The following is a 25,307-nucleotide window of genomic DNA, read 5'->3' as shown; positions in this document are numbered from 1 at the left end:
CAGAACCGGTCATCTCCTTGTGAGGACGAGGGTTTGTGGGCGACCTTGACTCCGGTCTTCACGTTTTGTGAACTTTTCACCCACGAAATGCTTGCCTGTGGCTTGCCCCTTGGCCGCCTCAATCGAGGCTATCCTCCCGGAGAATGACCACGCGGATGTCGAGCGACCGCACCATGAGGCCCTTCGAAGCGTTCGGCTGGGCCTGGAGCGAGACGCGGCGACCCGCGACAGGTCGGAACAGCATGCGTGTGCTGAACATCGGTGCGGTGCTGCTCGGCCTCGCGGCGGTGGGTGCCGCAGCCCTTCTTCTCGGGTTTCTGGCTTTCGTGACCCGCCTCGACCGGGACGAGCGGATCTTCGCAGAGCGGGCCGACGGGATCGTGGCGCTCACCGGCGGCGCGCAGCGGATCGGCGATGCGATCGACCTCCTGGCCGGAGGCTATGGGCGACGCCTCCTCATCACCGGCGTGAACGAACGAACCAGTCGCGACGAGATCGCCCGCCTCAACCCCCGTCAGCGGCACTGGATCGATTGCTGCGTCGATCTCGATTACCGGGCACGCAACACCATCGGCAACGCCATCGAGACGCGGCGCTGGATGCGCCAGCACGGCTTCAACACCGTCGCCGTCGTGACGTCCAACTATCATATGCCGCGGACGTTGATCGAGCTCGAACACGCTCTTGCCGGCGGTGAACGGGTCGTGCCCCACCCCGTCGTCACGGACGGCCTCGACGCGGGGCGGTGGTGGCAGCACCCTTCCTCGGCCCGCCTGCTGGCATCGGAATACGCGAAGTTCCTCGTCGCCTGGGTTCGCACGCGGTTCGAGAGCGATCCGGAGAGTTCCCGCGCCGCGATCCTGATCGGTCGCGGAAAGCCGGTGAAGCGGGTGGCCGAGCCGCTGCTGCGCGGGAACGACTAAGTCGGCGCTAGAGACCTTTGCAGCTCTTGCGCACGAGACCCGAGAATTCCTTCTCCGAACCCTGGACCTGCGACAGGCGCTCGCTCCGCTCGGCGCCGGACAGGCAGCGACCGTAGACCGACGCGACCCTCCGCATCGTCTCGACATGGCGCCGCCACACGCGGCAACGATCCGCCTCGTCCGAGCCGGCCTGTTCGAGCTGATCGATGGCTTGGCGCTGCATCGAGCTCGCCACCAGGACATCGCGGGCGCAAGCCGTGTCGGTGCCGGGCGTCTGCGCCGAGATCGGGGTGGCCGACCACAGGCAGCCGACGAGGACCAGCGCATACCGCACGCCGGTCACGCTGCCTGCGAGGCCGAGGTATGGGTGAGGAGGGCATAGAGCGCGCTCGCATCGCGGGCCGCGCGGATGCGCTCCAGAATTCCGGGCTCGCGCAGGAGGCGCGCGACCTGCGCGAGCGCCTTGAGGTGCTCTGCCCCGGCTCCTTCCGGCGCGAGGAGCAGGAAGGCGATATCGACCGGTTGCCCGTCGAGGGCCTCGAAATCCACGGGACGCTCGAGGCGGGCGACGAGGCCGAACAGGCGATCGAGGCCGGGCAGTTTTCCGTGGGGGATGGCGACTCCCTCACCGATGCCGGTCGAGCCGAGACGCTCCCGCTGCAGAAGGGTCTCGAAGACGGCCTGTTCGTCGAGCGCCGGCAGTCGGCGCACGGCCTGCGCGCTGAGTTCCTGCAGGATTTGCCTCTTGGCGCGCGCGCGCAAGGAGAACACCACGGAATCCGAATTGAGGAATTCCAGCATAGGCATAGAGGGTTGTTACCCTATCGGCGGAGACCCGCTCGGGTCCTGCTCGGTGAAGCGCGGCAGCGGCCGCCAGGCTCGCATCCGCACACGGCGCACTCGGTCGATGTCGTCCCGACGACGCTCAGGCCGCGTCCGGCGGGTCGACCCAGCCGATCGCACCATCGCTGCGCCGATATACGACGTTGATGCGCCCGGTGCCAGCGTGAACGAACACGATCACGGGGGCGCCGGTCAGGTCGAGGGCGGTCACCGCCTCGCTGACGGAGTGGCGCTTCAGGGTCTTGGTGCTCTCGGCCACCACCGGCGGATGGTGCTCCCCGCCCTCCTCCTCGTCGTCATCGAGGTCGTCCTCGGCTTCGCTCGGTGCGGCGAAGACTGCATAGGCGGCTTCGACGGTGGCTCCGTCGTGGTCCGCCGCGCCGTGATCCTTGAGCCGATGCTTGTAGCGGCGCAGGCGCTTCTCGAGCTTGTCGGCGGTCTGCTCGAAGCTCGCATGCGGGTCGTGGGCGGCGCCCGACGCCTCCAGCGTCAGACCCGAGACGAGGTGGAGAACGCAGTCCGTGCGATAGGCGCCTCCGTCGCGACGAAGGGTGACGTGACCGGACGAGGAACCGTTCATGTGGGAGTCGAGGTACTTCGCGAGGGTGGCCGCCATCCGCTCTTCGACACGCCCCCTCAGGGCTTCGCCGAGGTCCAGGCCGTGGCCCGTCACGCGCAATGACCCCATGATCCCTCCCGCTCCCGCCGTTTCAGCCGGCGAGTTAAGGAGCGTTGCGAAGGGAAGTCAACGCGAGCGGAAGGGCGCCGGGCGCCTCACCGGCCGGCATAGGCGAAATGCTCGCGACGCCGCTCGATCGACGAAGGGATCCGCAGGGATTCCCGGTACTTCGCGACCGTGCGCCGGGCGATGTCCACGCCCTCGTCGCGCAGCCGCTGGACCAGGGCGTCATCGGACAGCACGTCGCTCGGGGCCTCGCCGTCGACGAGCTGCTTGATGCGGTGGCGGACGGCCTCGGAGGAATGGGCCGCCGTGCCCAGGGCGCCGGGGATCGCGGCCGTGAAGAAGTACTTCATCTCCAGGGTGCCGCGGCTCGTGCCGATCGACTTGTTCGACGTCACCCGGGACACGGTCGATTCATGCATCCCGATCGCTTCGGCCACGGTCTTCAGGTTCAGGGGGCGCAGATGCGCGACGCCGTGCATGAAGAAGCCGTCCTGCTGCCGGACGATCTCGGAGGCGACCTTCAGGATGGTGCGGGCGCGCTGCTCGAGACTGCGGGTCAGCCAATTGGCCGTCTGCAGGCACTCGGACAGGAAGGCCTTGTCGCCCTCCGCCTTGGCGCCGCGGGAGACGCGGGCGTAGTAGCTCTGGTTGACCAGCACCCGCGGCAGCGCCTCGGCGTTGAGCTCAACGAGCCATGATCCGTCGGGGGCCGCGCGCACGAACACGTCGGGGATCAGCACCTCGACGGCGCGGGAGCCGAAGGCGCGGCCGGGCTTCGGATCGAGGCGGCGGATCTCCGCCAGCATGTCGACGAGATCCTCGTCGTCGACGCCGCAGAGGCGGCGCAGGGCGGCGAAGTCCCGCTTGGCGACGAGATCGAGGCGCGAGACCAGCGCCTGCATGGCGGGATCGAAGCGGTCGCGCTCGCGCAGCTGGATCGCGAGGCACTCGGCGAGGTCGCGAGCGGCGATGCCCGGCGGATCGAAGCTCTGGACGAGCATGAGGACGCGGCTGACGCTGTCGAGGCTCGTGCCGAGCCGCTCGGCAAGCTCGTCGATGGATTCGCGCAGGTAGCCGGCGTCGTCCACGGCGTCGATGAGGAAGCCGGCGATCAGGCGGTCGCCGGGGTCGCGCGTCGCGAGGTCGAGCTGGGCGCCGAGATGCTCGCGCAGCGAGATCTCGTGGGTGAGCGTCGCCTCGAAATCGGGCGCGTCGCCCTCGAAGCTGCCGCCGGTATTGCCGTAGGGCGCCGGCGTCAGCGAGAGCATGTCGCCCGATGCCGCCTCCTGCGTGGGAATCGCCGCCTCGGCCTCGAAGACGTTGTCGAGGCGCGTGTCGAGGTCGGTCTCGATCTGCGCCTGACTGGCGCCGAGCTCGCTGGCGAGCCAAGGCTCGGTCTCGCCGCCGTTGAAATCGCCCTCCCCGCCCTCGGATGGCTCCTCGGTGCCGGATCGCTCGGCTTCGCTCTCCGGCTCCGCGCGCTCGAGGAGCGGGTTGCGCTCCAGCTCCGCATCGACATAGGCGGCGAGATCGAGCTGGGAGAGTTGAAGGAGCTTGATCGCCTGCAGGAGCTGTGGCGTCATCACCAGGGCTTGGCCCTGGCGCATCTCCAGCCGTTGCAGCAGGCTCATGGTGTTGCCCCAACACGCGGATGACACCGGGCACAGCGCTTGATTCAGCGCTCACCCGTTTGCGGCACAAATCTTGCTTCTTCTGCCCTTCCGCAGATCTATCGACATCCGAGCCGCGCGTCAAAGCGTGTCGTCGGTCGACAGCGTCTGCGTCGCTGCGGGTGGCGCCCGGGACACAGGACCGCCTCCCCGCTCCGGACCAGCATCGGCCGCCGGGTGATAAGAAGTCCTTGACGGAGCCGGAGAATTCGGGCGCCCGCCGCTCCGGACCGGTCCGGCGGAGTTGTGCACAGCCTCTTGTGCGCGTGCGCTACCGAGCGATCCGCTAGAGGCGGAAATCCTCGCCGAGATAGAGCCGCCGCGCATCCTCGTTCGCCACGATCTGCTCCGGCGTGCCCTCGGTGAGGATGCGCCCGGTATGGGCGATGTAGGCGCGGTCGATGAGGCCCAGGGTCTCGCGCACGTTGTGGTCGGTGATGAGGACCCCGATCCCCCGCTGCTTCAGGTGCTTCACGAGGTCCTGGATGTCGCCGACCGCGATCGGGTCGATGCCGGCGAAGGGCTCGTCCAGCAGCATGAAGCTCGGGCTGGAGGCGAGCGCGCGGGCGATCTCGCAGCGCCGGCGCTCGCCGCCCGAGAGCGCGATGGACGGCGACTTGCGTAGGCGCGCGATGTCGAACTCCTCGAGCAGGGAATCGAGCTTGCGCTCCCGCTCGCGCTTGTCCGGCTCGGCGACTTCGAGGACCGCCCGGATGTTGTCCTCGACCGAGAGGCCCCGGAAGATCGAGGCCTCCTGCGGCAGGTAGCCGATCCCGAGCCGGGCGCGCTGATACATCGGCAGGTGCGTGATCGGCAGGCCGTCGAGGCTGATCGTGCCCTGGTCGGCCGAGACGAGCCCGGTGATCATGTAGAAGATCGTGGTCTTGCCCGCGCCGTTCGGGCCGAGCAGCCCGACCGCCTCGCCGTTGCGGACGGTGAGGCCCGCCTCGTGCACCACGGTGCGGGCGCCGTAGCTCTTGCGCAGGCCGCGCACGGCGAGGATGCCGGGGCCGCCGTGATCATCGAGGTGAGAGTTTTCCGCAGCAAATCGCTCCTTCTTCCGCTCCCGGCGGCCGAACAGGCGCGCGATGAGCGACGAGGAGCGCGTGGCGCTCGCGGGGACCGCGCTCGCGCGGCTGACGGCAACGGTCGAGGGCAACGCTGCCGCCCGGCTCAATTCACCTGGGCCCGCGGCTTGGGCGGCGGCTTGTCGGCTGCCGCCTCGGTCGGCTTCGCGGAGGCGGGCGGCGGACAGCCCTTGGCGCCCTTCGGGCCGTCGTCCTTCTGGGGAACGAACATCGCGGAGACGCGTCCGCCCGCGCCCGGATCCATGTTCGCGCGGCCGGTGTTCATGTCGTAGACGAGCCGCGAGCCGCGGGTGACGTTCTGGCACTGGCTGAGCACCACGTTGCCGGTCAGCACGATGCGCTTGGCATCCTGGTCGAAGACGGCGTTGTCGCCGGTCGCGACCTGGTCCTTCTGGACGACCGTCACCGGGCCGGCGCATTCGACGCGCTGGATGCCGTTCTCGCTCAAGGGTCCCGCCTTGGCCTCGGCGCCCTCCTCGGGAGCGGCCTTCGCATCGTCGCGCTTCTCCTTGCCCCGGCGATAGCGCACGGTCATGCTGGAGCAGCGGATGGTGCTGTCGCCCTGCACGGCGACGACGTTGCCGGCGAACACGGCCTTGTTCTCGCGGTCGAACACGTCGAGCCGGTCGGCATCGATCTTGATCGGCTCCTTGCCGCCACCGCCGAACGCGCCCATCGGCGCGCTTCGCTCCTTCTTCGCCGCGGCCGAGGTCTCGGCATGGGCAACGCCCGCCGCGAGGAGCAGGGCCGCGAGGGCCGTTCCCGCGCGCAGGAGGACGGACCGGCGCATCACGGGCGGCCCCTGCCGTCCGGGGGCTCGGCCGACGAGGTCAGGATGCGCGCGGCCGGCGCCGCGCCTTTGGCCGCCGGCGAGCCGTTGAACACCGTGCGGACATTGCCGACGAAGGAGATGACGCGGCCGTTGTCGACCACGTCCAGGCTGTCGGCCGTCACCTGCCCGGTCGGCACCGAGACGGTGACGGTCTCGCGGGACGACACGGTGCCGGCCTTGAAGTCGATCGCCGCGGAGCTCAGGCGCACCTCCTCGCCCTTGTCGGTCCAGAGGCGAATGTCGCGGTCGAGCTTGAGCGATTCGCGCGCGGTGTCGAACAGGCCGGAGGCGGCCTCGAGGTGGGCGACGCCGCCCTTGTCGTCGGTGTCGATCCGGCCCTTCATCGCCTCGAGCTCGACGATGGTCGGCTTGCGTACGTCCTGCAGCGCGGCGCTCGCCGTGACCTCGTAGCCGCGCTCGCCCTTGCGGAAGCCGGAGAGCTTCGGGCTCTCCATCCGGACCTTGGTCCCGGAGAGGCTGACCGGGCCCATGCTGACCTCGGCGGGAAGGTTGGCGAAGGGGTTGAGGAAGACCGCCGCGGCGACGGCCGCCAGCGACAGGCCGGCCGCGACCGGGATCAGGCGGCGCAGGGCCCGCACGCGAGTGCTGTGATTCCGAGCGCGCGCATGTGCACGGGTCCGCCGCGCGTCGCCGCGCGTCGCAGGCAGCCCCGTCTCGATGGCGTCGACCACCTGCATCGATGTCCCGTGTGATCGCGGCGGAAATCATCCGGCCCGCCGCCGGATCGGCTCCGCGATTGCTCGCGGGCGATGGCGAAGTTATGGCCGTGATCTTTCGGAATGATCAACCGTGCCGGTGATGCCGCGCAATCGGTTCTCGCGATGTGCGGGGACGCACGGGACTGGCCGCGCTCAGCTATGGGCGAAGATGTCGGCCTCCGCCCAACCGGCGAGGTCGAGCCTGGCCCGCGTCGGCAGGAAGTCGAAGCAGTTCTGCGCGAGATCGGTGCGCCCCTCGCGGGCGAGCATGGTGTTGAGCCGCTCCCAGGCCGCGTGCAGGTGGAGCACGTCGGAGGCCGCGTAGTCGACCTGCGCCTGGCTCAGCGCGTCGGCGCCCCAATCGGAGGATTGCTGCTGCTTGGAGAGATCGACGCCGACGAGTTCGCGCACGACGTCCTTGAGGCCGTGCCGGTCGGTATAGGTCCGCGCGAGCTTCGAGGCGATCTTGGTGCAGTAGACGGGCGCGGGCATCACGCCGAAGGCGTTGAACAGGACCGCGAGGTCGAAGCGCGCGAAGTGGAAGATCTTGATGACGGCCGGGTCGGCGAGGACGCGCTTCAGATGGTCCGGCGACGGGCCGCCGGGCACGATCTGCACGACATCGGCATCGCCGTCGCCGCGCGAGATCTGCACCACGCAGAGGCGGTCGCGATGCGGGTTGAGCCCGAGCGTCTCGGTGTCGATCGCGATGGCCGGGCCCGCGACGTAGTCGGCGGGAAGGTCGCCGCGATGGACGCGGATCGTCGGCTGGGCGGGCATCGGGCGGCTTTTCTCGGCGCGGGAAAGCGCCGGCGCCTAGCATCGGGCGTCCGGGCGGACAAGTCCGCCCGGACCAGGCCCGCCTACTTCTGCTTCGCGATGACCTTGTCCTTGATGCCCTCGTAGACGCTCTCGGAGAGGATCTTTTTCGAGACGAGCTCGTCCTTGCCCTTGTAGGGACGGCCCTTGATGATCGCGGCCGAGCGGGCCGAACCGATGCCCGGGAGCGCGTCGAGTTCCTCGGCGCTGGCGCTGTTCAGGTCGATCAGCGGCGCCTTCGCGTCGGCCTTGGCAGGCTCAGGCTTGGCGGCAGTGGACGGCGCGGCGGCCGGCGGCTTGGCCGTCGGCGTCGCGGGCGCCGGCGTCTGCGCGAACGCAGGGAGGGCGGCGAGGCCGGCGATAAGGGTCAGGCTGCGCAGAAGGGACGAAGTCATGGCAAGCTCCTGAAGTCGATCGCGGTCACGATGCCGGTCCCGACGGAGGAAGTCTCTAGTTTTCCCCGCTTGAACCGCATCTTAACGCTTAGCGGTGCCCCCGGATCTGGCCTTTGGCCACCTCGAGGACAGGCTCCGGCGAGCCGGGAACCCACAAGCGGTGACACGGCAAGCCGGAGCACCATCGGCGGTTCTGGGTCCGGGCTCCGCTCCGCGGCCCGGGAATGACAAGGGTGGGTCGAGTGTCCCCACGGGGAAGGATGGCAACCCCGGGTTCTGGCCCTGCATCGCCCCGGACGGGTCTAGTCAGGCGACCCTCATCCCGTTATAGACGCCTCCTCGAATCTCCGTCTGGACACGGTGCCGAGGCGATCCTCGCGAAGGAGCGCCCCAGCGCCTTTTTGCCGTAGCAGGACCTCGTCATGGCCGTTCCGAAGCGAAAGACCTCCCCCTCCCGGCGCGGCATGCGCCGCTCCGCGGACGCGCTCAAGGCGCCGACCTATGTCGAGGACAAGGATTCCGGCGAGCTGCGCCGTCCCCATCACATCGACCTGAAGACCGGCATGTATCGCGGCCGTCAGGTCCTCAAGGTGAAGTCCACCGAGGCCTGACGCCTGGCCCGGCGCCTGAGTCCCATCCGGTTGCTCGCTTTTTCGTCTCCCAACCCTTTCCCGGACGCCCGGAGCGTCAGCGGAAGGTGATGCGGGATCAAGCGAGGGACCGCCGCCTCGGCAGCCCGTAGTGAAGGGCGCAGGGGCTCGGACGCCTCGCGCCCTGATGCCTGGGTCGCGGGTCCGGCTCCGTACCGATCAACCGGAAATCGCGGTCAGGCGCGAAGCTGCGCCGTCTCGGCGTAGAGCGCGGCGGCGGCCCGGGTGCGGTCGCGGCGCGACGGTCTCAGATTCGGGTCGGCGCTGACCATGAGCTGAGCCAGGAAGCCCGCGCTCGGCCGCCTCAGCGCACGGCCGCGGGGCTCGGAATCCGCGGTACCCGGCAGCAGGACGAGCGCCTGGGACGCCGACTGCGCCGTTCCGGTTCGATCTGTCTCTGAACGCGACATCGCTTCCGCCTCCGCCGGGGATACCGGACGGATGGCGCAAGGGTTGGGCCGGCGTTAACCTTTCGTCAACCTTTTGCTGCCGGGGCGAAGCTCCGAACGCAGGTTGACGGCCGGGGTTACCGCGGAAGGAGCACCAACACCGTCATTCCGGGGGCCGCCCCCGGATCTGGCCTTCGGCAAGTCCGAGGACAGGCTCCGCGGAACCCGGAATCCAAAACCGCAACCTATGCCGGACTTGTCGATGTCGGCGGTTATGGATCCCGGGTTCGCCTACGGCGCCCCGGAATGACGGCGATCAGTGACCGAGCCGTCGTTTCCTCTGCGAGCAACACCCGTAGTCGACCTGAATTCGGGGCCCCAGCGGAGCGTGTGAGTGATCGTTACGAACGCAAGCGCCGTGTGCCGCCCCGTTCGTCAAACCCAGATCCGCCTACTTCTTCGCCAGATCTTCCAGCCGCGACTGCATCTCGGCCATCTGGCGCTTCAGCTCGTCGAGGTCGCTCGTTCCCGCGGAGGGCGGCGGGGCGGAGGGCTGCGTCCCGGTCGGCGCGTTCATTCCCGAGAGCGGGCCGGTCCCGAAGCTCGTGAACATCTTCATGGCGTCGCCGAAGAAGCTCATATTGGCGCGCACCTGCTCCTCCAGGGCGTTCTGGAACACCGTCGGGGCGAAGCTCTGGGTCAGCTTCTCGCGCAGGCCGTCCTGATCGCGGGCGAAATTCGCCATGGAGAATTCGAGGAAGCTCGGCACCATGGTGCGCATGCTGTCGCCGTAGAAGCGGATGAGCTGGCGCAGGAAGGCGACGGGAAGGAGATTGTCCTCGCCGGCCTTGTTCTCCTGCTCGAAGATGATCTGGGTCAGCACCGAGCGGGTGATGTCGTCCCCTGAGCGCGCGTCGTAGACGAGGAAGTCCTCGCCGTTCTGCACCATGCCCGCAAGATCTTCCAGGGTGACGTAAGTCGAGGTACCGGTGTGATAGAGGCGCCGGTTCGCGTATTTCTTGATGACCGTCTGATGCACCTTGCCGTTATCCGCCATCTTCTGCGGCCTCTCCCGACCGATCGTACCAGCGTTCATTCCTGCTCCTCCCGGACCAGCAGGGATCGCTGCGTTCCTGGAGGGACCTTAAGGCTTTCCCACGCCGACGAAAACAGCAATCTGCGCCTCGTCCCCGCAGAATAGTGCCATGCTCTGCGTACATCCCTTCGCTTCTTGCGATGGTAACCCGCTGGTATACGCAGGAGCCGTGCTTGACTTCACGAAGTCGAGGGCTTTCATCCCTTCAACGGCAGCGCGCTCCCGCGGGAGCATCACAAGGCAGCGCCGGCAAACCGAGGAGACCATCACATGGCAGCGGAAGACATCGTCATCGTCGGCGCGGCGCGCACGGCCGTCGGCTCCTTCGGAGGCGCCTTCGGCAGCGTTCCCGCCCATGAGCTCGGCGCCGTCGCGATCAAGGCCGCCCTCGACCGCGCCGGCGTGCCGGCCGACGACGTCGACGAGGTCATCTTCGGGCAGGTGCTGACGGCGGGCGCCGGGCAGAACCCGGCCCGTCAGGCCGCCATCAAGGCCGGAATCCCCGAGAAGGCCACCGCCTGGGGCCTCAACCAGGTCTGCGGCTCGGGCCTTCGCACCGTCGCGATCGGCATGCAGCAGATCGCCAACGGCGACGCTACCGTCATCGTGGCCGGCGGCCAGGAATCGATGTCGCTCAGCCCCCACGCCCAGTACCTGCGCGGCGGCCAGAAGATGGGCGACGTGAAGCTCGTCGACACGATGATCAAGGACGGGCTCTGGGACGCCTTCAACGGCTACCACATGGGTACGACGGCCGAGAACGTCGCCCAGCAATGGCAGCTCACCCGCGAGGAGCAGGACCTTTTCGCGACCCGCTCGCAGAACAAGGCCGAGGCCGCCCGCAAGGAGGGCCGCTTCAAGGACGAGATCGTCCCCTTCACCGTGCCGGGCAAGAAGGGCGACACCATCGTCGATGCCGACGAGTACATCCGCGACGGCGCCACCGTCGAGGCGATGGCCAAGCTCAAGCCCGCCTTCTCGAAGGACGGCACCGTGACGGCGGCCAACGCCTCCGGCCTCAATGACGGCGCCGCGGCCATCGTCCTGATGTCGGCCTCCGAGGCCGAGAAGCGCGGGATCAAGCCGCTGGCGAAGATCGTCTCCTGGGCGACCGCCGGCGTCGACCCGAAGGTCATGGGCACCGGTCCGATTCCCGCCTCGCGGAAAGCCCTGGAGAAGGCGGGCTGGAAGCCCTCCGACCTCGACCTGATCGAGGCCAACGAGGCCTTCGCGGCCCAGGCCCTGGCGGTCAACAAGGACATGGGCTGGGACGATGCCAAGGTGAACGTCAATGGCGGCGCCATCGCCATCGGCCACCCCATCGGGGCGTCGGGCGCGCGCGTCCTCGTCACCCTGCTGCACGAGCTCAAGCGCCGCGACGCCAAGAAGGGTCTCGCCACCCTCTGCATCGGCGGCGGCATGGGCGTCGCCATGTGCATCGAGCGGGTGTGAGCTGACACTTGTCATCCCGGGGCTGCCCCCGGATCCGGCCTTTGGCCGGTCCAAGGATGAACTCCGCAGAGCCCTGGACCCATGACCATAGGTCAGGCCTGATCAGGCACCGCCGGCGGCTCTGGGTTCCGGGCTCGCCTGCGGCGCCCCGGAATGACAATCCGTAGCGAACTCAAATCAAACAAAAAATCAGGAGGAAACCATGTCCCAACAGCGCGTCGCCCTCGTCACCGGCGGCACCCGCGGCATCGGTGCCGCGATCTCGAACGGGCTCAAGGCCAAGGGCTACAAGGTGGCCGCCAATTACGGCGGCAACGACGAGGCGGCGAACGCCTTCAAGGCCGAGACCGGCATCCCCGTCTTCAAGTTCGACGTGGGTGACGCCGCCGCCTGCGAGGCCGGCATCAAGGCCGTCGAGGCCGAGGTCGGGCCCGTCGACATCCTGGTGAACAACGCCGGCATCACGCGCGACGGCCTGTTCCACAAGATGACCTTCGAGAAGTGGCAGGCGGTCATCAAGACCAACCTCGACTCGATGTTCACGGTCACGCGCCCCGTCATCGAGGGCATGCGCAACCGCGGCTTCGGCCGCATCATCTTGATCTCGTCGATCAACGGCCAGAAGGGTCAGATCGGCCAGACCAACTACTCCGCCGCCAAGGCCGGCGTGATCGGCTTCGCCAAGGCGCTGGCCCAGGAGAGCGCGTCCAAGGGCATCACCGTCAACGTGATCGCGCCGGGCTACATCGCCACCGACATGGTGATGGCGGTGCCGGAGGACGTGCGCAACAAGATCATCTCGACGATCCCCGTGGGCCGCCTCGGCGAGGCCGAGGAGATCGCCCGCGCGGTGGAATACCTCGCCGCCGAGGATTCGGGCTTCATTACCGGCTCGACGCTCACGATCAACGGCGCCCAGTACATCGCCTGATCCCTCTACCGGACGGGAGCCCGAACTCCCGTCCGGTCCCGCCTCAGGGCGCGCCGACGCAGTTCGCGTAGAAGGTCGTGGTCGCCGGCCACTCGGAGAACACGCCCTTCACGCCGACTTGCCCATAGAGCACGTCGAGGAGGGTGAGCATCTCGCCGTCGCGGTCGATCGCCGGCCGGACCGACTTGTAATAGTACCCTCCCCCGGCGCCGAGCGCTCCAGCGACCACGCGACGAGGTCGAGGCCCGCGGCCTTCGCGGCGCGCGCGTAGGCGGACGGCTCGATCGCCCCGTCGGGGCCGAGACGGACGAGCATCCACAGGGGCGGCCCGAGCGTGCGCACGCCCATCGCGGCAAGCTCCGCCATCCCGGGTTTCCAGCTCTCGGGCTTCTCAGGATCGAAGGCCGGATCCTTCTCGTCGCGGCCGTCGAGCCAGATCGCCTGCCGGCCGAACGCGGGCTCGACCTTCAGCCAGTAGAGGACGTCGCGGAGCTGGAAGCTCTGGGGAAAGACGTCCGCGGGGGGGGGATGCCGGCGGCCTTATAGGCGTCGATCATCGCCTGGGCGTAGTCGTCCTGCGTGAACCCGTCGAAGGGCATCGCGACCTCCGGCGTCTTCAGCTCGGGGGTGAATCGGCGCCCCAGCGAGCGGACCAGCGCGATGTAGGCCTCGTGCGACATCAGCGTGCCGGTCGTGGCGTAGAGGTCAGTCCGCCAACGGGGCGTGGCGTTCATGAAGGCGGCGACGGAGCCGGCCGCCGGATCGCTGGCGTCCATCTTGCCCTTGAGCGACCCGAACTCCGCGAGCGTGAGATCGCTGGTGCAGCACTTCGCGGTGGCCTTGCGCCCCGTCGCCGGATCGGCCGGCTGGAAGCCCTGCGTGCACTTTGCCGCGAGGTCGGGCCTTGCCAGGATATCCGTCGTCGCATGGAGGTCGCATTGGGAATGGCGGCAGACGAGCTGCCGGTCCCGGGTGAAGGCGACGTCGCACTCGATGATGCCCGCGCCCATGCGCGCGGCCGCCCTCACGCCCTCCCGCGTGTGCTCCGGGAATTGCAGAGGCGCTCCCCGGTGAGAGATCGAGAAGGCGCGTGCGGTGTAGGGCCGATCCACGCCGCAGGCCTGCAGCCGCTCCTTGAGGGCGCCCGGCTTCATGCCGTCCACCAGGGCGAAGGGCCGGGGCCCGATCTGGGCGGGCTCGCCGGCTCGAACGGGAATTCCTCCGAGGAGGCAGGCCAGCATCGTCAATCCCGCAGCGATCCCGCGCATGCCCGTCTCCCCTAGCTTCCTCCGAGACGGCGAGGGTTAGCCCTGCCGCGTGACCGGCGCGTGAAGCCGGCCGGGTTGCCCGCCCGGGCGCCGGTGTGGGAGAGCGGGCCGTCCCGTCTTCGCATCCAGGTCCGTCGCCCGTGCCCTCCGCCACTCTGATCGGCTCCGGCGCAATCGTTCTGTGATCGCTGCTCGCCGTTCTCACCGCCGCGTCGGGCGCCGTGCCTCCCTTCCAGCTCGCCGCGATGACCTTCGCCATCGGCGGGCTTCTCGGCTGCGCGAGCTGGATCCTGCGGCCTTCGGGATTGGCGGCCCTGCGCCAGCCCGTGGCGGTCTGGGCGCTCGGGATCGGCGGACTGTTCGGCTACCACGCGCTTTACTTCACGGCGCTGCGCCTGGCGCCGCCGGCCGAGGCCGGGCTCCTGAACTACCTCTGGCCGCTCCTCATCGTGCTTCTCTCCGCCACGCTCCCCGGTGAGGCGGGCCTGCGCCGAGGCCATGTGATCGGCGCGCTCCTCGGGCTCTCCGGAGTCGTCGCGCTGTTCGCCGGGCGGGGCGACCTTCACTTCGCGGCCGGCGCCCTGCCCGGCTACGCCGCCTCGTTCGCCTGCGCCTTCGTGTGGGCAGGCTACTCGGTGCTCTCGCGCCGGGTCGGCGCCGTGCCGACCGATGCCGTGGCCGGGTTCTGCCTCGCGACCGCGGTCCTCAGCCTCCTCTGCCATCTCGCCTTCGAGCGCACGGTCTGGCCCGAGGGTGCGACGCAGTGGATCGCGCTCGTCGCGCTCGGCCTCGGGCCGGTGGGGGCGGCGTTCTACCTCTGGGACATCGGGATGAAGCGGGGCGACATCCGCCTGCTCGGCGTCTCGTCCTACGCCGCGCCGGTGCTCTCGACGCTGATCCTGGTGGCAACGGGCTTCGCCGCGGCGACACCCGCCCTCGGACTCGCGTGCCTCCTCATCGTCGCCGGCGCCGTCGTCGCGGCCCGCGCCGCCCTCACGCCCGCGGCGTCGGGCGCCAGTCCGGCGGGGCCACCTCGAAACCCTCGAAGGTGAAGGCCGGCGAGACGGTGCAGCTCACCAGGGTCCAGGCGCCGAGGCTCGTCGCGGTCTGCCAATGCCCCTCGGGCACCACGATTTGCGGGTGCTGGCCGCGCAGAATGTCGGGGCCGAGGTAGCGAGCCTCGGCGTCATGCCCGTTCGGGCTCACCGTGATCACCAGCGGTGCCCCGGCATGCCAGAGCCAGATCTCGGCGGCATCGACACGGTGCCAGGCCGAGACCTCGCCGACATCGAGCAGGTAGTAGATCGCGCTGCCCGCCGGCCGGCCCTCGACCAGGCGGGAATCGCGAAACGTCTCGCGGTAATGCCCGCCCTCGGGATGCGGCGCGAGGCCGAGCCGCGCGATGACCTCGCGCGCGGTGAGCCCGTTCATCTCATCTCCCCCGCTCAGCCGCGATAGCTGATCCGGTAGATGATGCCGTGCTGGTCGTCGCCAAGATAGAGGCTGCCGTCCTTCGCTACAGCGAGGCCGAAGGGCCGCGCGAAGCGGGACCAGCCGCTGGGACCGCCCTCGACGAGGAAGCCGGTGACGAAGGGCTCGACCGATTTCGGTTCCCCGTTCTCGAAGCGGACCCGCAGCACCTCGTAACCGCTCGGCGGCTTGCGGTTCCACGACCCGTGCATGGTGACGAAGGCGTCGCCCCTGTGCTCGGCGGGGAACTGAGCGCCGTCGTAGAAGGTGAACTGCATCGACGAGGCGTGGGCCGTCCAGGTCAGCAGCGGGCGCGCGCTGTCCTTGTCCCACTGCTCCAGGCTGCTCTTCGGGACCTCGCGATATAGGTTCTTCATGCCCGCGCCGAAGATGTAGGGCCAGCCGTACTTCTTGCCGGCCTCGATCCGGTTGAGCTCCTCGGGCGTCTCGTTGTCGCCGTGCCAGTCGACCCCGTCGTCCCAGCCGTAGAGCGCCTTGGTGCGCGGGTCCCAGTCGAAGCCGATGGTGTTGCGCAGGCCCGAGGCCACGATCTCCCGGCCAGAGCCGTCGGACTTCATGCGCACCATCGTCGCGTTCTCGGGGTTGCGCTCCTCGCACTCGTTGCAGGTGGAGCCGAGGCTCGCGTAGAGCCAGCCGTCCGGCCCGAACCCGATGGTGCGGTTCGGGTGCTGGCCGGCATCCGGCAGGTCGGCGACGAGCTTCGTCTCGGGGCCGAGCGTGCCGTCGGCCTGGATCGGCGCGGAGAAGATCTCCTTGACGGTGACGTAGAACAGCCGCCCGTCGTGGAGGGCGAGGCCGTGGACGTCGGGCTTCTTCAGGACGACCCTGCGCTTCGTCGGGTCACTGGGGTCCAGCATTGTCACGGTGCCCTCGTCACGATCGCTGACGTAGAGGCTGCCGTTCTCGGCCACCACGATCACGCGGGGCGCCTTCATCCCCTCGGCGAATTTCTCGATCTTGAAGCCGGCCGGCAGCTTCAGGCCCGCGACGCGCTCGGGCGTCGCCTCGAGTGGCGCCGGCTTGACCACGTTGGCCTCGATCCGGGTCGCGCTCGGGTTCTGGAGCGGCTGAGCGAAGGCGGGCAGTGGCGCGAGGCAGAGCGCGAGGACGAGGCGGCTGTGCGGCATGGGATCTCCGAAAGGGAATGCACCCGGAGAACGCCTCGCGGAAAATCGCCGTTCCGCGCTGCGGCGTCACGTCGGACGCGCTTCTGCGCAGCAATCGGGTTGTGTATCCTTCCGACGTGGATCGTGACGCCGCCCTCAAGACGCTTCGCAAGCACGAAGCGGAGCTGCGTCGGCGCGGTGTCCGCCATGCCGCCCTGTTCGGGTCCGTCGCGCGTGGCGAGGCTCATGCCGGCAGCGATCTCGACGTAATGATCGAGATCGACGAGGCCGAGATCCTCACCGTCTACGATCATGTGAGTGTTGTGAGCTTCATCGAGGACCTGTTCGCCATGAAGGTCGACGTGGCCAATCGCGGGACCTTGAAGGACCGTATCCGCGTCCGGGCCGAGCGCGAGGCGATCGCTGCGTTCTGATCGCGAGCTCGATGCGTGGGAAGACATCCTGACGAATGGCGAGGCGGCCTTGGATTTCGTCCGCGGAATGACGTTCGGGACCTTCGCGGCCGACCTGCGGACCATTTATGCCGTAGTCCGCTGCCTTGAAATCGTTTCGGAAGCGAGCCGCAGGCTCGCCCCGGAAGCGAAGGCGCGGCATCCGCAAATTCCCCGGCGGGACGTTGCCGACGCGGGGAATCTCTACCGTCACGGCTATCACCGTGTGGCGCTGGACATCGTCTGGAAGACCGTCCACGACGAACTCCCGAAGATCATCGCGGTCTGCCGCACGGAGCTGGATGCGCCTTCGGCTCCGTAAGATCGGTGGAATGGTTCTCGTCGGAAAACGTTAGCCCTCGATGTCTGCTGCCTCGAATCCACCCGTCGGCCCCGGCGACCAGTTCATCCTGGTGGACGGCTCGTCCTTCATCTTCCGGGCCTACTTCCAGTCGATCAACCAGGACCAGAAGTACAACACCCGCCCCTCCGACGGGCTGCCGACCGGCGCGGTGCGGCTGTTCTGCACCAAGATCGCCCAGTTCGTGCAGGACGGGGCGGCCGGCATCAAGCCGACGCACCTCGCCATCGTCTTCGACAAGTCGGAGGGCTCGTTCCGCAAGGAACTCTTCCCCGACTACAAGGGCCATCGCCCCGACGCGCCGGACGACCTCAAGCGTCAGATGCCCTTGATGCGCGATGCGGTGCGGGCCTTCGGCCTGATGCCGATCGAACTGGAGCGCTACGAGGCCGACGACCTTATCGCGACTTATGCGCGCCAGGCCGAGGCGCGGGGCGCGGGCGTCATCATCGTCTCGTCCGACAAGGACCTGATGCAGCTCGTCGGGCCCCTGGTGCGGTTCTACGACTTCGAGTCCGGCGCCAAGGGCAAGCCGGGCTACCGGCCCGAGCGAAACCTCGACGTCGAGGCGATCATCGCCAAGTGGGAGGGGCTGAGCCCGGGCCAGATCGGCGACGCGCTCGCGCTGATCGGCGACACCTCGGACAACGTGCCCGGCGTGCCCGGCATCGGCCTCAAGACGGCCGCCGCGCTGATCAAGGAATACGGCAGCCTGGAGCAGCTCCTCGAGCGGGCCGGCGAGATCAAGCAGCCCAAGCGCCGCGAGACGCTGCTCGCCAGCATCGATCAGGCGCGGCTCTCGCGAAAACTCGTGGCGCTCGAGGAGAACGTGCCCGTCCCCGTGCCCCTCGACGACCTGCGGCTGCCGCAGCCTGATCCGCAGAAGCTCGTCGGCTTCCTCAAGGCCATGGAGTTCAACACGCTCACCCGGCGCATCGCGCAGATGCTTCATGTCGACCCCGAGGCCGTGAAGCCCGATCCGGCGCTCCTGCCCGGCGGCACGCCGCACGCCTACGCCAACGGCGCCGGCGGCAGCGATGCCGTGCCCTTCTTCGGCGACAGCGTGCCCCCCGATCCGGAGACCGCGGCCGGCGGCATGGACCGGCCGGAGGGCGCCGGCCCGCCGGAGGTCGATCCCTTCGCGGATCTCAACCTGCCCGACGCACCGGCCAAGCCCCGCCCGCCGGCGGAGCCGACGCCCTCGAACCTCGTCGCGGCGCGCGCGGCGGAATCGACCAAGCCCTTCGACACGGAATCCTACGAGACCGTCACGACGGTCGAGCAGCTCGATGCCTGGATCGCGGAATGCGAGGAGGCGGGCGTCATCGCCGTCGACACCGAGACGGATTCGCTCGACGCCAACAATGCCGGGCTCGTCGGCGTGTCGCTCGCCACCGCGCCGGGGCGCGCGGCCTACATCCCGCTGGCGCACGTGAAGGACGAGAAGGGCGGCGACCTCTTCGCCGGCGGCCTCGGCTCCGATGGGGCCGACCTCCTGCCGGGCCAGATTCCTCTGAGGACCGCGCTCGCCCGCCTCAAGCCGCTGCTGGAGAACCCCGGCGTCCTCAAGGTGGGGCAGAACCTGAAATACGATTGGGTCATGCTGGCGCGCCACGACATCCGGATCACGCCCTTCGACGACACCATGCTGATCTCCTACGTGCTCGACGCCGGCAAGGGCGGGCACGGCATGGACGAGCTCGCCCGCCGTCATCTCGGCCATCAGCCGATCACCTTCGCCGAGGTCGCCGGCACCGGCCGGGCCAAGGTCACCTTCGACAAGGTGCCGCTCGACAAGGCGACGGCCTACGCCGCCGAGGACGCGGACGTCACCTTGCGCCTGTGGCGGATGATGAAGCCCCGCCTCGTCGCCGAGCGGCGGCTCACCGTCTACGAGACCCTGGAGCGGCCGCTCTTGCCGGTGATCGCCCGGATGGAGGCCTGCGGCATCCGCGTCGACCGCAACATGCTGAGTCGGCTCTCCGGCGATTTCTCGCAGATCCTGGCGCGGCTGGAGGAGGAGATCCAGGAGGACGCGGGCGAGAAGTTCCAGGTCTCCTCCCCCAAGCAGATCGGCGACATCCTGTTCGGCAAGATGGGCCTGCCCGGCGCGAAAAAGACGCCGTCCGGCCAATGGGCGACGCCGGCGACGCTGCTGGAGGAGCTGGCCCAAGCCGGCCATCCGCTCCCGAAGAAGATCCTCGAATGGCGCCAGCTCTCGAAGCTGAAATCGACCTACACTGACACGCTGCAGCAGCACGCCGACCGCGAAACCGACCGGGTCCACACCTCCTTCGCGCTCGCCGCCACCACGACGGGGCGGCTGTCGTCATCCGATCCGAACCTGCAGAACATCCCGATCCGCACGGAGGAAGGCCGCCGCATCCGCCGCGCCTTCGTGGCCGCGGAGGGTAACAAGCTGATCTCGGCCGATTACAGCCAGATCGAGCTCAGGCTGCTTGCCCACATCGCCGACATCCCCCAGCTCCGCCAAGCCTTCGAGGACGGCATCGACATCCACGCGGCCACCGCCTCGGCCATGTTCGGCGTCGCGCTCAAGGACATGACGCCCGACCTGCGCCGGCGGGCCAAGACGATCAATTTCGGCATCATCTACGGCATCTCGGCCTTTGGGTTGGCGGATCGCCTCGGCATCGGCCGCGAGGAGGCCTCCGCCTTCATCAAGCAGTATTTCGAGCGCTTCCCAGGCATCCGCGCCTATATCGACGACACCAAGCGGCTCTGTCGCGACAAGGGCTACGTCACGACCCTGTTCGGCCGGGTCTGCCACTACCCGCAGATCCGCTCGAACAACCCGCAGGAGCGCGCCAGCGTTGAGCGCCAGGCGATCAATGCCCCCATCCAGGGCACGGCGGCCGACATCATCCGCCGGGCGATGATCCGGATGGAGGAGGCGCTGCGCGCCGAGCGGCTGAACGTGCGCATGCTGCTGCAGGTCCACGACGAACTGGTGTTCGAGGCGTCCGAGGAGGAGGTCGACAAGGCGCTCCCGGTGATCTCCCGCATCATGGTCGAGGCCCCGGCGCCGGCCCTGACGCTGCGGGTGCCGCTGGTCGTGGAGGCGCGGGCGGCCTTGAACTGGGAGGAGGCGCATTGATCACTCGTCCGGGCGGCAGGCCCCGCGGCAAGCCGCGAGGAGCCATCGGCGAGAATGGAGCCTCCCTCGCGCCAGACCGTCTCGGGATGAGGTGGGCGAGACGGATCGATTAGGATTGCGCGGGATGCCGAGCGTCGTTTTGAGGGCACCCGTCCCTCAAGGCGGAGGCCGCTCGACCCGATGCCGGATCATTCACCAACTTCTAGAAAGCGCCTCCGACAGGCGAGTAACGCAACGTAACAAATGATAGGAGAAAGATCACTTTGTCGTGAGTGAGCGGGGAGGCCCAGGGCAGCATCGACCTGGGGAAGCGCTAAATTCTCGGCACTACGTTGGAGTTGCTTTCGGCATCGAGCGATTTTCCCTCTGCCGAGCGCGTGGCGAGAGCTCCCGATTGACCGATCCTTAGTATTCCCCGGTCAAGCTGGAGGAACGTCCTTCCATCGGGTCCCTCGCATGCCAGCTCAGATCGTCCGCGCGCACCCGGTGGGATACTCCGATCCGGGGTCGCTCATCGAGGATCTGGCCGTCGGCGTTCTCGTCCTCGGCCGGCTCGGCGACGTCGTCTTCGCCAATACGCTGGCCAGCGCGATCCTCGCGCCGATCGACGCTGCGGGGCTGACGCTCGACGCTCTCGGGAAGGAACTCGTCAGGATCGGGCGCTGGAGCACCGAAGCCGCCGCGGCCTTGTGCCGGATCACGGCGGCGGGGTCGGACCGCCCCTGCGTCGTCGAGGAGAATGAGGGCCGGGCCCTCGCCCTCACGGCACGAGCCCGGAACGACGGCGGCTGGGTGGTGACGCTCGACGACGTGACGCACCATCGCGCGGCCAACCGGATCGATCAGCGGGATGGCCTCACGGGTCTCGCGAGCCGCGGCGAACTCGACGAGCGCCTGAAGGCGTTCCTCGCGGCCGTTCAGCGGGAAGGGGGACAGGCGGCGCTGGTCTGCCTCGACCTCGACCGGTTCAAGGCGGTCAACGACACCCTCGGCCACCCCGTGGGTGATGCGCTCCTCAAGATGGTGGCGCAGCGCCTGCGCAGCGCGGTGCGCGAGGGCGACGTGGTCGCCCGGCTCGGCGGCGACGAGTTCGCCATCCTGCAGATCGGGGGCGAGCAGCCGCAGGCGGCGGATGCGCTGGCCCGGCGCCTCGTGGATCTCATCGGCCGCACCTACGTGGCGCAGGGGCACATGCTCAATATCGGCACGAGCGTGGGCATCGCTCTCGTTCCGGAGGACGGCCTGAGCGCGGACACGCTCCTGCGCAATGCCGACCTCGCGCTCTACCGAGCCAAGGCGGACGGACGCGGCACCTTCCGCTTCTTCAAGCCCGAGATGGACGAGCGGATGCAGGCGCGCCGCGGCCTTGAGATCGATCTCCGGAAGGCGCTCGCCCTGAAGGAGTTCGAGCTCGTCTACCAGCCTCAGACGCGGATCGAGGGGGATACGGTCGTCGGGTTCGAGGCGCTGCTGCGCTGGCGGCATCCCGACCGCGGCCTCGTCTCGCCGGCCGATTTCATCCCGCTTGCCGAAGAAATCGGGTTGATCACGCCGATCGGCGAGTGGGTTCTGCGCACCGCCTGCCGCGAGGCCGCTCTCTGGCCGGATTCCATCACGATCGCCGTGAACCTCTCGGCCGTGCAGTTCCGGGGCTCGCGGCTCCTTGACACCGTGACCTCGGCGCTGGCGGGCTCGGGCCTCGCGGCGGCCCGCCTCGAGCTGGAGATCACCGAAGGCGCCCTGTTGGAGGACACGGACGCCGTGCTCGCCGTGCTGAACGGCCTGCGCGAGCTCGGTGTGCGGGTGTCCATGGACGATTTCGGCACCGGCTATTCGTCCTTGAGCTACCTGCAGAAATTCCCCTTCGACAAGATCAAGATCGATCAGTCCTTCGTGCGCAGCATGGCGAGCGACCGCGACAGCGCGGCCATCATCCGCGCGGTCACGAGCCTCGGTTCGAGCTTCGGCATGACCACGATCGCCGAGGGCGTCGAGACGCCCGAGCAGCTGGCGCGCATCCGGGCCGAGGGCTGCACCGAGGCCCAGGGCTACCTGATCAGCCGCCCCCTCACGCCCGAGGCCGCCCGCGCCTTCATCGCCGCGCGGGTCGCCTGACGCCACGCCGAACCGAGACAGTCAACGAGGAGATGGAATCGTGACCGAGACCCTGCATCGGCTAGTCTATTACAGCCGGAATTGTCTCACCGCTGCGCCCGAAGCGATGGACCGGGAGGTCGCCCAGATCCTGGCGACGAGCCAGGTGAACAACGATCGCGTCGGGGTGACCGGGGCGCTGATGTTCAACAAGGGCTGCTTCGCCCAGGTTCTCGAAGGCCCGCAGGGCGCCGTGGAGACAACCTTCGAGCGCATCCAGCAGGACGCGCGCCACGGTGAAGTCACCCTGCTCTCCTTCGGCCCGGCCGAGGCGCGCGGCTTCCCCGTCTGGTCCATGGCCTATGTCGGCGGCTCCGACGCCGACGAGGCGCGCTACGGGTCGATCGCGGGCGAGAGCGGCTTCGACTTCTCGCGCCTCTCCGGCGAGCGCATCTTCGAGGTGCTGCACGCGATGGTCCTCGACGAGGAGCAGGCCGCGGCTTGAAGCATCAGCGGACCTATCGGGGCGTCCTGCGTCGCGCGGCGCCGGTCGGAGCGTATCCGGCCGGCGCCGTAGGCTGTAATCCCGGCCGACCTTCTGGCTGGGACCCTCCGCGATGAGCGACACGCTCGCACCCCGTATCGACACCCTCGAGATTCGCCTGACCGAACAGGAGGCGACGATCGAGGATCTCAACCGGACGATCACAGAGCAATGGCGCCTGATCGACCGGCTGCGCCGGCAGGTCGCTGCGCTACAGGATCAGTTCGAGGAGGCGGGGACGCGCAGCCCGACCGGGACGGAGTCGCCCCCGCCCCACTACTGAGCGCTATCCCTCATCCCGCAGCTGCCGCCGGATGATCTTGCCCGTCGTCGTCATCGGCAGGTTTTCGCGGAAGGCGATCTCGCGCGGGTACTCGTGAGCCGAAAGCCGCTCGCGCACGAAGGCCTGGATCTCCGCGGCGAGCGCCTCCGAGGGCGGGAAGCCAGGCCGCAGCACCACGAAGGCCTTCACGATCTGTGTGCGCAGGGCGTCCGGCTTGCCGATGACGGCGGCAAGCGCCACGGCCAGGTGACTGCCCAGGCAATCTTCGATCTCGGTCGGACCGATGCGGTAGGCCGCCGAGGTGATGAGGTCGTCCTCGCGGCCGACGAAGTGGACGTAGCCGTCGGCATCCCGCCGGGCCTGATCGCCGGTGAGCATCCAGTCGCCGGAGAACTTCCTTTCTGTTGCCTCCGGCTGGTTCCAGTACCGCAGGAACATCACCGGGTCGGGACGCGCGACGCAGATCTCGCCCGGCTCGTCGATGTCGGCCTCGCTGCCGTCCGGCCGCAGGATCGCGACGCGGTGGCCGGGCACCGGCCGCCCGGTCGAGCCGGGACGCGCCACGCCCGCTTCGCGGCAGGCGGCGAGCACCAGGTTGCACTCCGTCTGCCCATAGGCCTCGCCGATGGTGAGGCCGAGCTCCCGCTCCGCCCAGGCGAAGGTCTCCGGCCCCAGCGCCTCGCCGGCCGAGGCGATGTTGCGAAGGCGCGTCAGGTCGAAGCGCTCGCGCGGCTTCGCCACGCTGCGCAGCATTCTCAGGGCGGTCGGCGGCAGGAAGGCGTTGGTGATGCCAAGGTCCTGGATCAGTCCCAGCGCCGCCTCCGGTGCGAACCGGGCATGGGGCTGCGCTACCACCGGCACGCCGTGATGCAGGCTCGGCATCACGACGTTGAGGAGACCGCCGGCCCAGGCCCAGTCGGAGGGTGTCCACATCAGGTCGCCGGGTCGCGGCGGGAAGTCGTGCATCATCGCCCAGCCCGGCAGGTGGCCGAGCAGGACGCGGTGGGCGTGCAATGCGCCCTTGGCGGGGCCTGTGGTGCCCGAGGTGTAGATCATCAGGGCCGGATCGTCGGCCTCCGTCACCACGGGCTCGAACGCGGGATCGCCGCCCGCGGCAAGCGCCGCGTAGTCGAGGGCCCCCTCCCCGGCGCCATCCAGGGACACGACGGTGTCGAGATCGGGCAGCCCGGCGCGGATGCCGGCGAGCTTGCGCAAGCCCGACCCGTCGGTGATCAGCGCCCGCGCGCCCGCATCACGAAGCCGGTAGCGCAGGGCGTCAGGCCCGAACAGGCCGGCCAGCGGCAGGGCGATCGCACCGAGCTTGTAGGCCGCCGCATGGGCGATCACCACGGCGGCCGATTGCGGAAGCAGCACCGCGATCCGATCCCCGGTGCCGACGCCCCGGCCGCTCAGGGCGCTCGCGAGCCGGTTCGAGGCGTCGCGCAACCCCGCGAAGGTCGTGGTCGCGATGCCGCCCTCGGCCGAGACCTCCAGGATTGCCGCCCGCCCTGGGTCGCGCGTGGCCCAGCGGTCGCAGATGTCGACGCCGATGTTGTAGCGCTTCGGGATCGACCACGCGAAGCCGGCGACGAGGGCGTCGTAGGTGGAGGCGGCTTGCAGCACCGGCGTCGCTCAGGCCTTGAAGCCGCCGGCGAACACGAAGTCCGTGATCGGGCGCCGGCTGTTCGGCACCTCGCGGGCGCGCTGCTCCTGGGTGAGTTCGGACGGCGCGATCGCGCGTCCGACCGCGTAGGCGGCCTCGACGCGGTGGCCCTCGGGCACGTTGAGAGCGGTCACCGCCCGGTCACGGTCGAACCCGGTCATGCCGTGAGCATGCCAGCCCTGCCGGATCGCCTGGAGCTGGAAGTTCGCCGAGGCCGCCCCCGCATCGAGCGAGTGGCTCCACGAGGGCTTCAGCTCGTCGCCCACCTTCATGCGGCTGTTGGAGACGAGGAAGATGATGGCGCCGGTGTCCTTCACCCATTTCTGGTTTCCGGGCACGAGGAGGTCGAAGAACGTCTGCCAATCGGGCGTGTCCCGCAGGGCGTAGAGGAAGCGCCAGGGCTGCGAGTTGTAGGAGGACGGCGCCCAGCGCGCC

The 25,307-nt window shown here is 69.0% G+C and carries 27 protein-coding genes and 1 pseudogene; 11 read left to right on the top strand and 17 right to left on the bottom strand.

Features of this window, described 5'->3' with window-relative positions; genetic code table 11:
• Window positions 1–118 precede the first annotated feature (118 nt).
• On the bottom strand, window positions 119–244 hold the full coding sequence (locus tag MFF55_RS26840) for a hypothetical protein (protein WP_283206752.1): 126 nt from the start codon (window positions 242–244) through the stop codon (window positions 119–121).
• Between MFF55_RS26840 and MFF55_RS15735 the strand changes: the two genes are divergently transcribed.
• Window positions 243–923 (top strand): YdcF family protein, encoded by a 681-nt coding sequence (locus MFF55_RS15735; RefSeq protein ID WP_238245048.1) that lies wholly within the window; start codon window positions 243–245, stop codon window positions 921–923. The genes MFF55_RS26840 and MFF55_RS15735 overlap by 2 nt on opposite strands.
• 7 nt (window positions 924–930) lie before the next feature.
• Here the strand turns inward: MFF55_RS15735 and MFF55_RS15730 are convergent, their stop codons facing one another.
• From MFF55_RS15730 to MFF55_RS15690, 9 genes are all read right to left on the bottom strand, one after another.
• Entirely contained in the window at window positions 931–1,266 is a 336-nt protein-coding gene (locus tag MFF55_RS15730) for a hypothetical protein (protein WP_373874811.1), read from the bottom strand.
• Window positions 1,263–1,730 (bottom strand): PTS IIA-like nitrogen regulatory protein PtsN, encoded by a 468-nt coding sequence (ptsN, locus tag MFF55_RS15725; RefSeq protein ID WP_238245047.1) that lies wholly within the window; start codon window positions 1,728–1,730, stop codon window positions 1,263–1,265. The genes MFF55_RS15730 and ptsN overlap by 4 nt, the downstream gene beginning before the upstream one ends.
• Before the next feature lie 118 nt (window positions 1,731–1,848).
• Window positions 1,849–2,454, bottom strand: coding sequence for a ribosome hibernation-promoting factor, HPF/YfiA family (gene hpf / locus MFF55_RS15720; RefSeq protein ID WP_238245046.1), 606 nt, complete (start codon window positions 2,452–2,454; stop codon window positions 1,849–1,851).
• 86 nt (window positions 2,455–2,540) lie between these two features.
• Entirely contained in the window at window positions 2,541–4,082 is a 1,542-nt protein-coding gene (rpoN, locus tag MFF55_RS15715) for an RNA polymerase factor sigma-54 (protein WP_238245045.1), read from the bottom strand.
• 325 nt (window positions 4,083–4,407) lie between these two features.
• Window positions 4,408–5,280, bottom strand: a complete 873-nt coding sequence (gene lptB, locus MFF55_RS15710) for an LPS export ABC transporter ATP-binding protein (RefSeq protein ID WP_238245044.1) — start codon at window positions 5,278–5,280, stop codon at window positions 4,408–4,410.
• Between the two features lie 14 nt (window positions 5,281–5,294).
• Window positions 5,295–5,999 (bottom strand): LptA/OstA family protein, encoded by a 705-nt coding sequence (locus MFF55_RS15705; protein WP_238245043.1) that lies wholly within the window; start codon window positions 5,997–5,999, stop codon window positions 5,295–5,297.
• A complete protein-coding gene (locus MFF55_RS15700; protein ID WP_238245042.1) occupies window positions 5,999–6,739 on the bottom strand; it encodes a lipopolysaccharide-assembly, LptC-related protein in 741 nt (246 codons plus the stop codon). The genes MFF55_RS15705 and MFF55_RS15700 overlap by 1 nt, the downstream gene beginning before the upstream one ends.
• Before the next feature lie 174 nt (window positions 6,740–6,913).
• Window positions 6,914–7,540, bottom strand: coding sequence for a ribonuclease D (locus MFF55_RS15695; RefSeq protein ID WP_238245041.1), 627 nt, complete (start codon window positions 7,538–7,540; stop codon window positions 6,914–6,916).
• An 83-nt stretch (window positions 7,541–7,623) separates the two neighbouring features.
• Window positions 7,624–7,974 carry a ComEA family DNA-binding protein gene (locus tag MFF55_RS15690; protein WP_238245040.1) on the bottom strand — a complete coding sequence of 117 codons (351 nt, stop codon included), beginning with the start codon at window positions 7,972–7,974 and terminating at the stop codon, window positions 7,624–7,626.
• Window positions 7,975–8,396: 422 nt separating this feature from the next.
• Here MFF55_RS15690 and rpmF point away from each other — a divergent pair, with 422 nt between their 5' ends.
• On the top strand, window positions 8,397–8,585 hold the full coding sequence (gene rpmF, locus MFF55_RS15685; RefSeq protein ID WP_238245039.1) for a 50S ribosomal protein L32: 189 nt from the start codon (window positions 8,397–8,399) through the stop codon (window positions 8,583–8,585).
• Between the two features lie 215 nt (window positions 8,586–8,800).
• On the opposite strand, the gene MFF55_RS15680 is transcribed toward rpmF, so the two are convergent.
• Window positions 8,801–9,034: a hypothetical protein gene (locus MFF55_RS15680; RefSeq protein ID WP_238245038.1), complete on the bottom strand. Its 234-nt coding sequence runs from the start codon at window positions 9,032–9,034 to the stop codon at window positions 8,801–8,803.
• Between the two features lie 430 nt (window positions 9,035–9,464).
• On the bottom strand, window positions 9,465–10,070 hold the full coding sequence (gene phaR / locus MFF55_RS15675) for a polyhydroxyalkanoate synthesis repressor PhaR (RefSeq protein WP_238245166.1): 606 nt from the start codon (window positions 10,068–10,070) through the stop codon (window positions 9,465–9,467).
• Between the two features lie 309 nt (window positions 10,071–10,379).
• On the opposite strand from phaR, the gene MFF55_RS15670 reads away from it, so the two are divergent.
• Together MFF55_RS15670 and phbB are read left to right on the top strand one after the other, a co-directional pair.
• Window positions 10,380–11,561 (top strand): acetyl-CoA C-acetyltransferase, encoded by a 1,182-nt coding sequence (locus tag MFF55_RS15670; RefSeq protein WP_238245037.1) that lies wholly within the window; start codon window positions 10,380–10,382, stop codon window positions 11,559–11,561.
• Between the two features lie 202 nt (window positions 11,562–11,763).
• Window positions 11,764–12,492: an acetoacetyl-CoA reductase gene (gene phbB / locus MFF55_RS15665; protein WP_238245036.1), complete on the top strand. Its 729-nt coding sequence runs from the start codon at window positions 11,764–11,766 to the stop codon at window positions 12,490–12,492.
• A gap of 43 nt (window positions 12,493–12,535) precedes the next feature.
• Here the strand turns inward: phbB and MFF55_RS15660 are convergent.
• Window positions 12,536–13,733, bottom strand: a pseudogene (locus MFF55_RS15660) (glycerophosphodiester phosphodiesterase family protein).
• Between the two features lie 215 nt (window positions 13,734–13,948).
• Between MFF55_RS15660 and yddG the strand changes: the two are divergent.
• On the top strand, window positions 13,949–14,812 hold the full coding sequence (gene yddG / locus MFF55_RS15655) for an aromatic amino acid exporter YddG (protein WP_238245165.1): 864 nt from the start codon (window positions 13,949–13,951) through the stop codon (window positions 14,810–14,812).
• Here the strand turns inward: yddG and MFF55_RS15650 are convergent.
• Together MFF55_RS15650 and MFF55_RS15645 are read right to left on the bottom strand one after the other, a co-directional pair.
• Complete coding sequence (locus MFF55_RS15650; protein WP_238245035.1) at window positions 14,754–15,191, bottom strand: cupin domain-containing protein; 438 nt, start codon at window positions 15,189–15,191, stop codon at window positions 14,754–14,756. The two genes, yddG and MFF55_RS15650, sit on opposite strands and share 59 nt — an antisense overlap.
• A gap of 14 nt (window positions 15,192–15,205) precedes the next feature.
• Window positions 15,206–16,378 (bottom strand): PQQ-dependent sugar dehydrogenase, encoded by a 1,173-nt coding sequence (locus MFF55_RS15645; RefSeq protein WP_238245034.1) that lies wholly within the window; start codon window positions 16,376–16,378, stop codon window positions 15,206–15,208.
• 116 nt (window positions 16,379–16,494) lie between these two features.
• On the opposite strand from MFF55_RS15645, the gene MFF55_RS15640 reads away from it, so the two are divergent.
• From MFF55_RS15640 to MFF55_RS15615, 6 genes are all read left to right on the top strand, one after another.
• Window positions 16,495–16,791: a nucleotidyltransferase family protein gene (locus MFF55_RS15640; protein WP_238245033.1), complete on the top strand. Its 297-nt coding sequence runs from the start codon at window positions 16,495–16,497 to the stop codon at window positions 16,789–16,791.
• Window positions 16,781–17,131: a HepT-like ribonuclease domain-containing protein gene (locus tag MFF55_RS15635; RefSeq protein ID WP_283206756.1), complete on the top strand. Its 351-nt coding sequence runs from the start codon at window positions 16,781–16,783 to the stop codon at window positions 17,129–17,131. Before MFF55_RS15640 ends, MFF55_RS15635 begins: the two co-directional genes overlap by 11 nt.
• A gap of 40 nt (window positions 17,132–17,171) precedes the next feature.
• On the top strand, window positions 17,172–20,288 hold the full coding sequence (gene polA, locus MFF55_RS15630; RefSeq protein WP_238245031.1) for a DNA polymerase I: 3,117 nt from the start codon (window positions 17,172–17,174) through the stop codon (window positions 20,286–20,288).
• A 456-nt stretch (window positions 20,289–20,744) separates the two neighbouring features.
• On the top strand, window positions 20,745–22,403 hold the full coding sequence (locus MFF55_RS15625; protein WP_238245030.1) for a putative bifunctional diguanylate cyclase/phosphodiesterase: 1,659 nt from the start codon (window positions 20,745–20,747) through the stop codon (window positions 22,401–22,403).
• Window positions 22,404–22,443: 40 nt separating this feature from the next.
• The gene (locus MFF55_RS15620; protein ID WP_238245029.1) at window positions 22,444–22,887 is read left to right on the top strand and encodes a BLUF domain-containing protein; all 444 of its coding nucleotides are present in this window, start codon (window positions 22,444–22,446) and stop codon (window positions 22,885–22,887) included.
• Between the two features lie 112 nt (window positions 22,888–22,999).
• Complete coding sequence (locus MFF55_RS15615) at window positions 23,000–23,209, top strand: SlyX family protein (protein WP_238245028.1); 210 nt, start codon at window positions 23,000–23,002, stop codon at window positions 23,207–23,209.
• Between the two features lie 3 nt (window positions 23,210–23,212).
• Here the strand turns inward: MFF55_RS15615 and MFF55_RS15610 are convergent, their stop codons facing one another.
• Window positions 23,213–24,832, bottom strand: coding sequence for an AMP-binding protein (locus tag MFF55_RS15610; RefSeq protein ID WP_238245027.1), 1,620 nt, complete (start codon window positions 24,830–24,832; stop codon window positions 23,213–23,215).
• Window positions 24,833–24,841: 9 nt separating this feature from the next.
• The coding region (locus tag MFF55_RS15605; RefSeq protein ID WP_238245026.1) for a nitroreductase family protein at window positions 24,842–25,307 on the bottom strand (466 nt) is incomplete at its 5' end.

It is taken from the genome of Methylobacterium iners (assembly GCF_022179305.1).
Taxonomy (GTDB): domain Bacteria; phylum Pseudomonadota; class Alphaproteobacteria; order Rhizobiales; family Beijerinckiaceae; genus Methylobacterium; species Methylobacterium iners.
This window is presented reverse-complemented; position numbering and strand designations above follow the sequence as displayed.

Excerpts from the sequence above, each read along its gene's own strand:
- MFF55_RS15625 (WP_238245030.1), top strand. The coding sequence starts at position 20,745 with ATGCCAGCTCAGATCGTCCGCGCGCACCCGGTGGGATACTCCGATCCG.
- polA (WP_238245031.1), top strand. The coding sequence starts at position 17,172 with ATGTCTGCTGCCTCGAATCCACCCGTCGGCCCCGGCGACCAGTTCATC.
- MFF55_RS15705 (WP_238245043.1), bottom strand. The coding sequence starts at position 5,999 with ATGCGCCGGTCCGTCCTCCTGCGCGCGGGAACGGCCCTCGCGGCCCTG.
- ptsN (WP_238245047.1), bottom strand. The coding sequence starts at position 1,730 with ATGCCTATGCTGGAATTCCTCAATTCGGATTCCGTGGTGTTCTCCTTG.
- MFF55_RS15645 (WP_238245034.1), bottom strand. The coding sequence starts at position 16,378 with ATGCCGCACAGCCGCCTCGTCCTCGCGCTCTGCCTCGCGCCACTGCCC.
- MFF55_RS15735 (WP_238245048.1), top strand. The coding sequence starts at position 243 with ATGCGTGTGCTGAACATCGGTGCGGTGCTGCTCGGCCTCGCGGCGGTG.
- phaR (WP_238245166.1), bottom strand. The coding sequence starts at position 10,070 with ATGGCGGATAACGGCAAGGTGCATCAGACGGTCATCAAGAAATACGCG.
- MFF55_RS15695 (WP_238245041.1), bottom strand. The coding sequence starts at position 7,540 with ATGCCCGCCCAGCCGACGATCCGCGTCCATCGCGGCGACCTTCCCGCC.
- hpf (WP_238245046.1), bottom strand. The coding sequence starts at position 2,454 with ATGGGGTCATTGCGCGTGACGGGCCACGGCCTGGACCTCGGCGAAGCC.
- MFF55_RS15670 (WP_238245037.1), top strand. The coding sequence starts at position 10,380 with ATGGCAGCGGAAGACATCGTCATCGTCGGCGCGGCGCGCACGGCCGTC.
- phbB (WP_238245036.1), top strand. The coding sequence starts at position 11,764 with ATGTCCCAACAGCGCGTCGCCCTCGTCACCGGCGGCACCCGCGGCATC.
- MFF55_RS15680 (WP_238245038.1), bottom strand. The coding sequence starts at position 9,034 with ATGTCGCGTTCAGAGACAGATCGAACCGGAACGGCGCAGTCGGCGTCC.
- MFF55_RS15650 (WP_238245035.1), bottom strand. The coding sequence starts at position 15,191 with ATGAACGGGCTCACCGCGCGCGAGGTCATCGCGCGGCTCGGCCTCGCG.
- MFF55_RS15700 (WP_238245042.1), bottom strand. The coding sequence starts at position 6,739 with ATGCAGGTGGTCGACGCCATCGAGACGGGGCTGCCTGCGACGCGCGGC.
- MFF55_RS15615 (WP_238245028.1), top strand. The coding sequence starts at position 23,000 with ATGAGCGACACGCTCGCACCCCGTATCGACACCCTCGAGATTCGCCTG.
- rpoN (WP_238245045.1), bottom strand. The coding sequence starts at position 4,082 with ATGAGCCTGCTGCAACGGCTGGAGATGCGCCAGGGCCAAGCCCTGGTG.
- MFF55_RS15690 (WP_238245040.1), bottom strand. The coding sequence starts at position 7,974 with ATGACTTCGTCCCTTCTGCGCAGCCTGACCCTTATCGCCGGCCTCGCC.
- MFF55_RS26840 (WP_283206752.1), bottom strand. The coding sequence starts at position 244 with ATGCTGTTCCGACCTGTCGCGGGTCGCCGCGTCTCGCTCCAGGCCCAG.
- rpmF (WP_238245039.1), top strand. The coding sequence starts at position 8,397 with ATGGCCGTTCCGAAGCGAAAGACCTCCCCCTCCCGGCGCGGCATGCGC.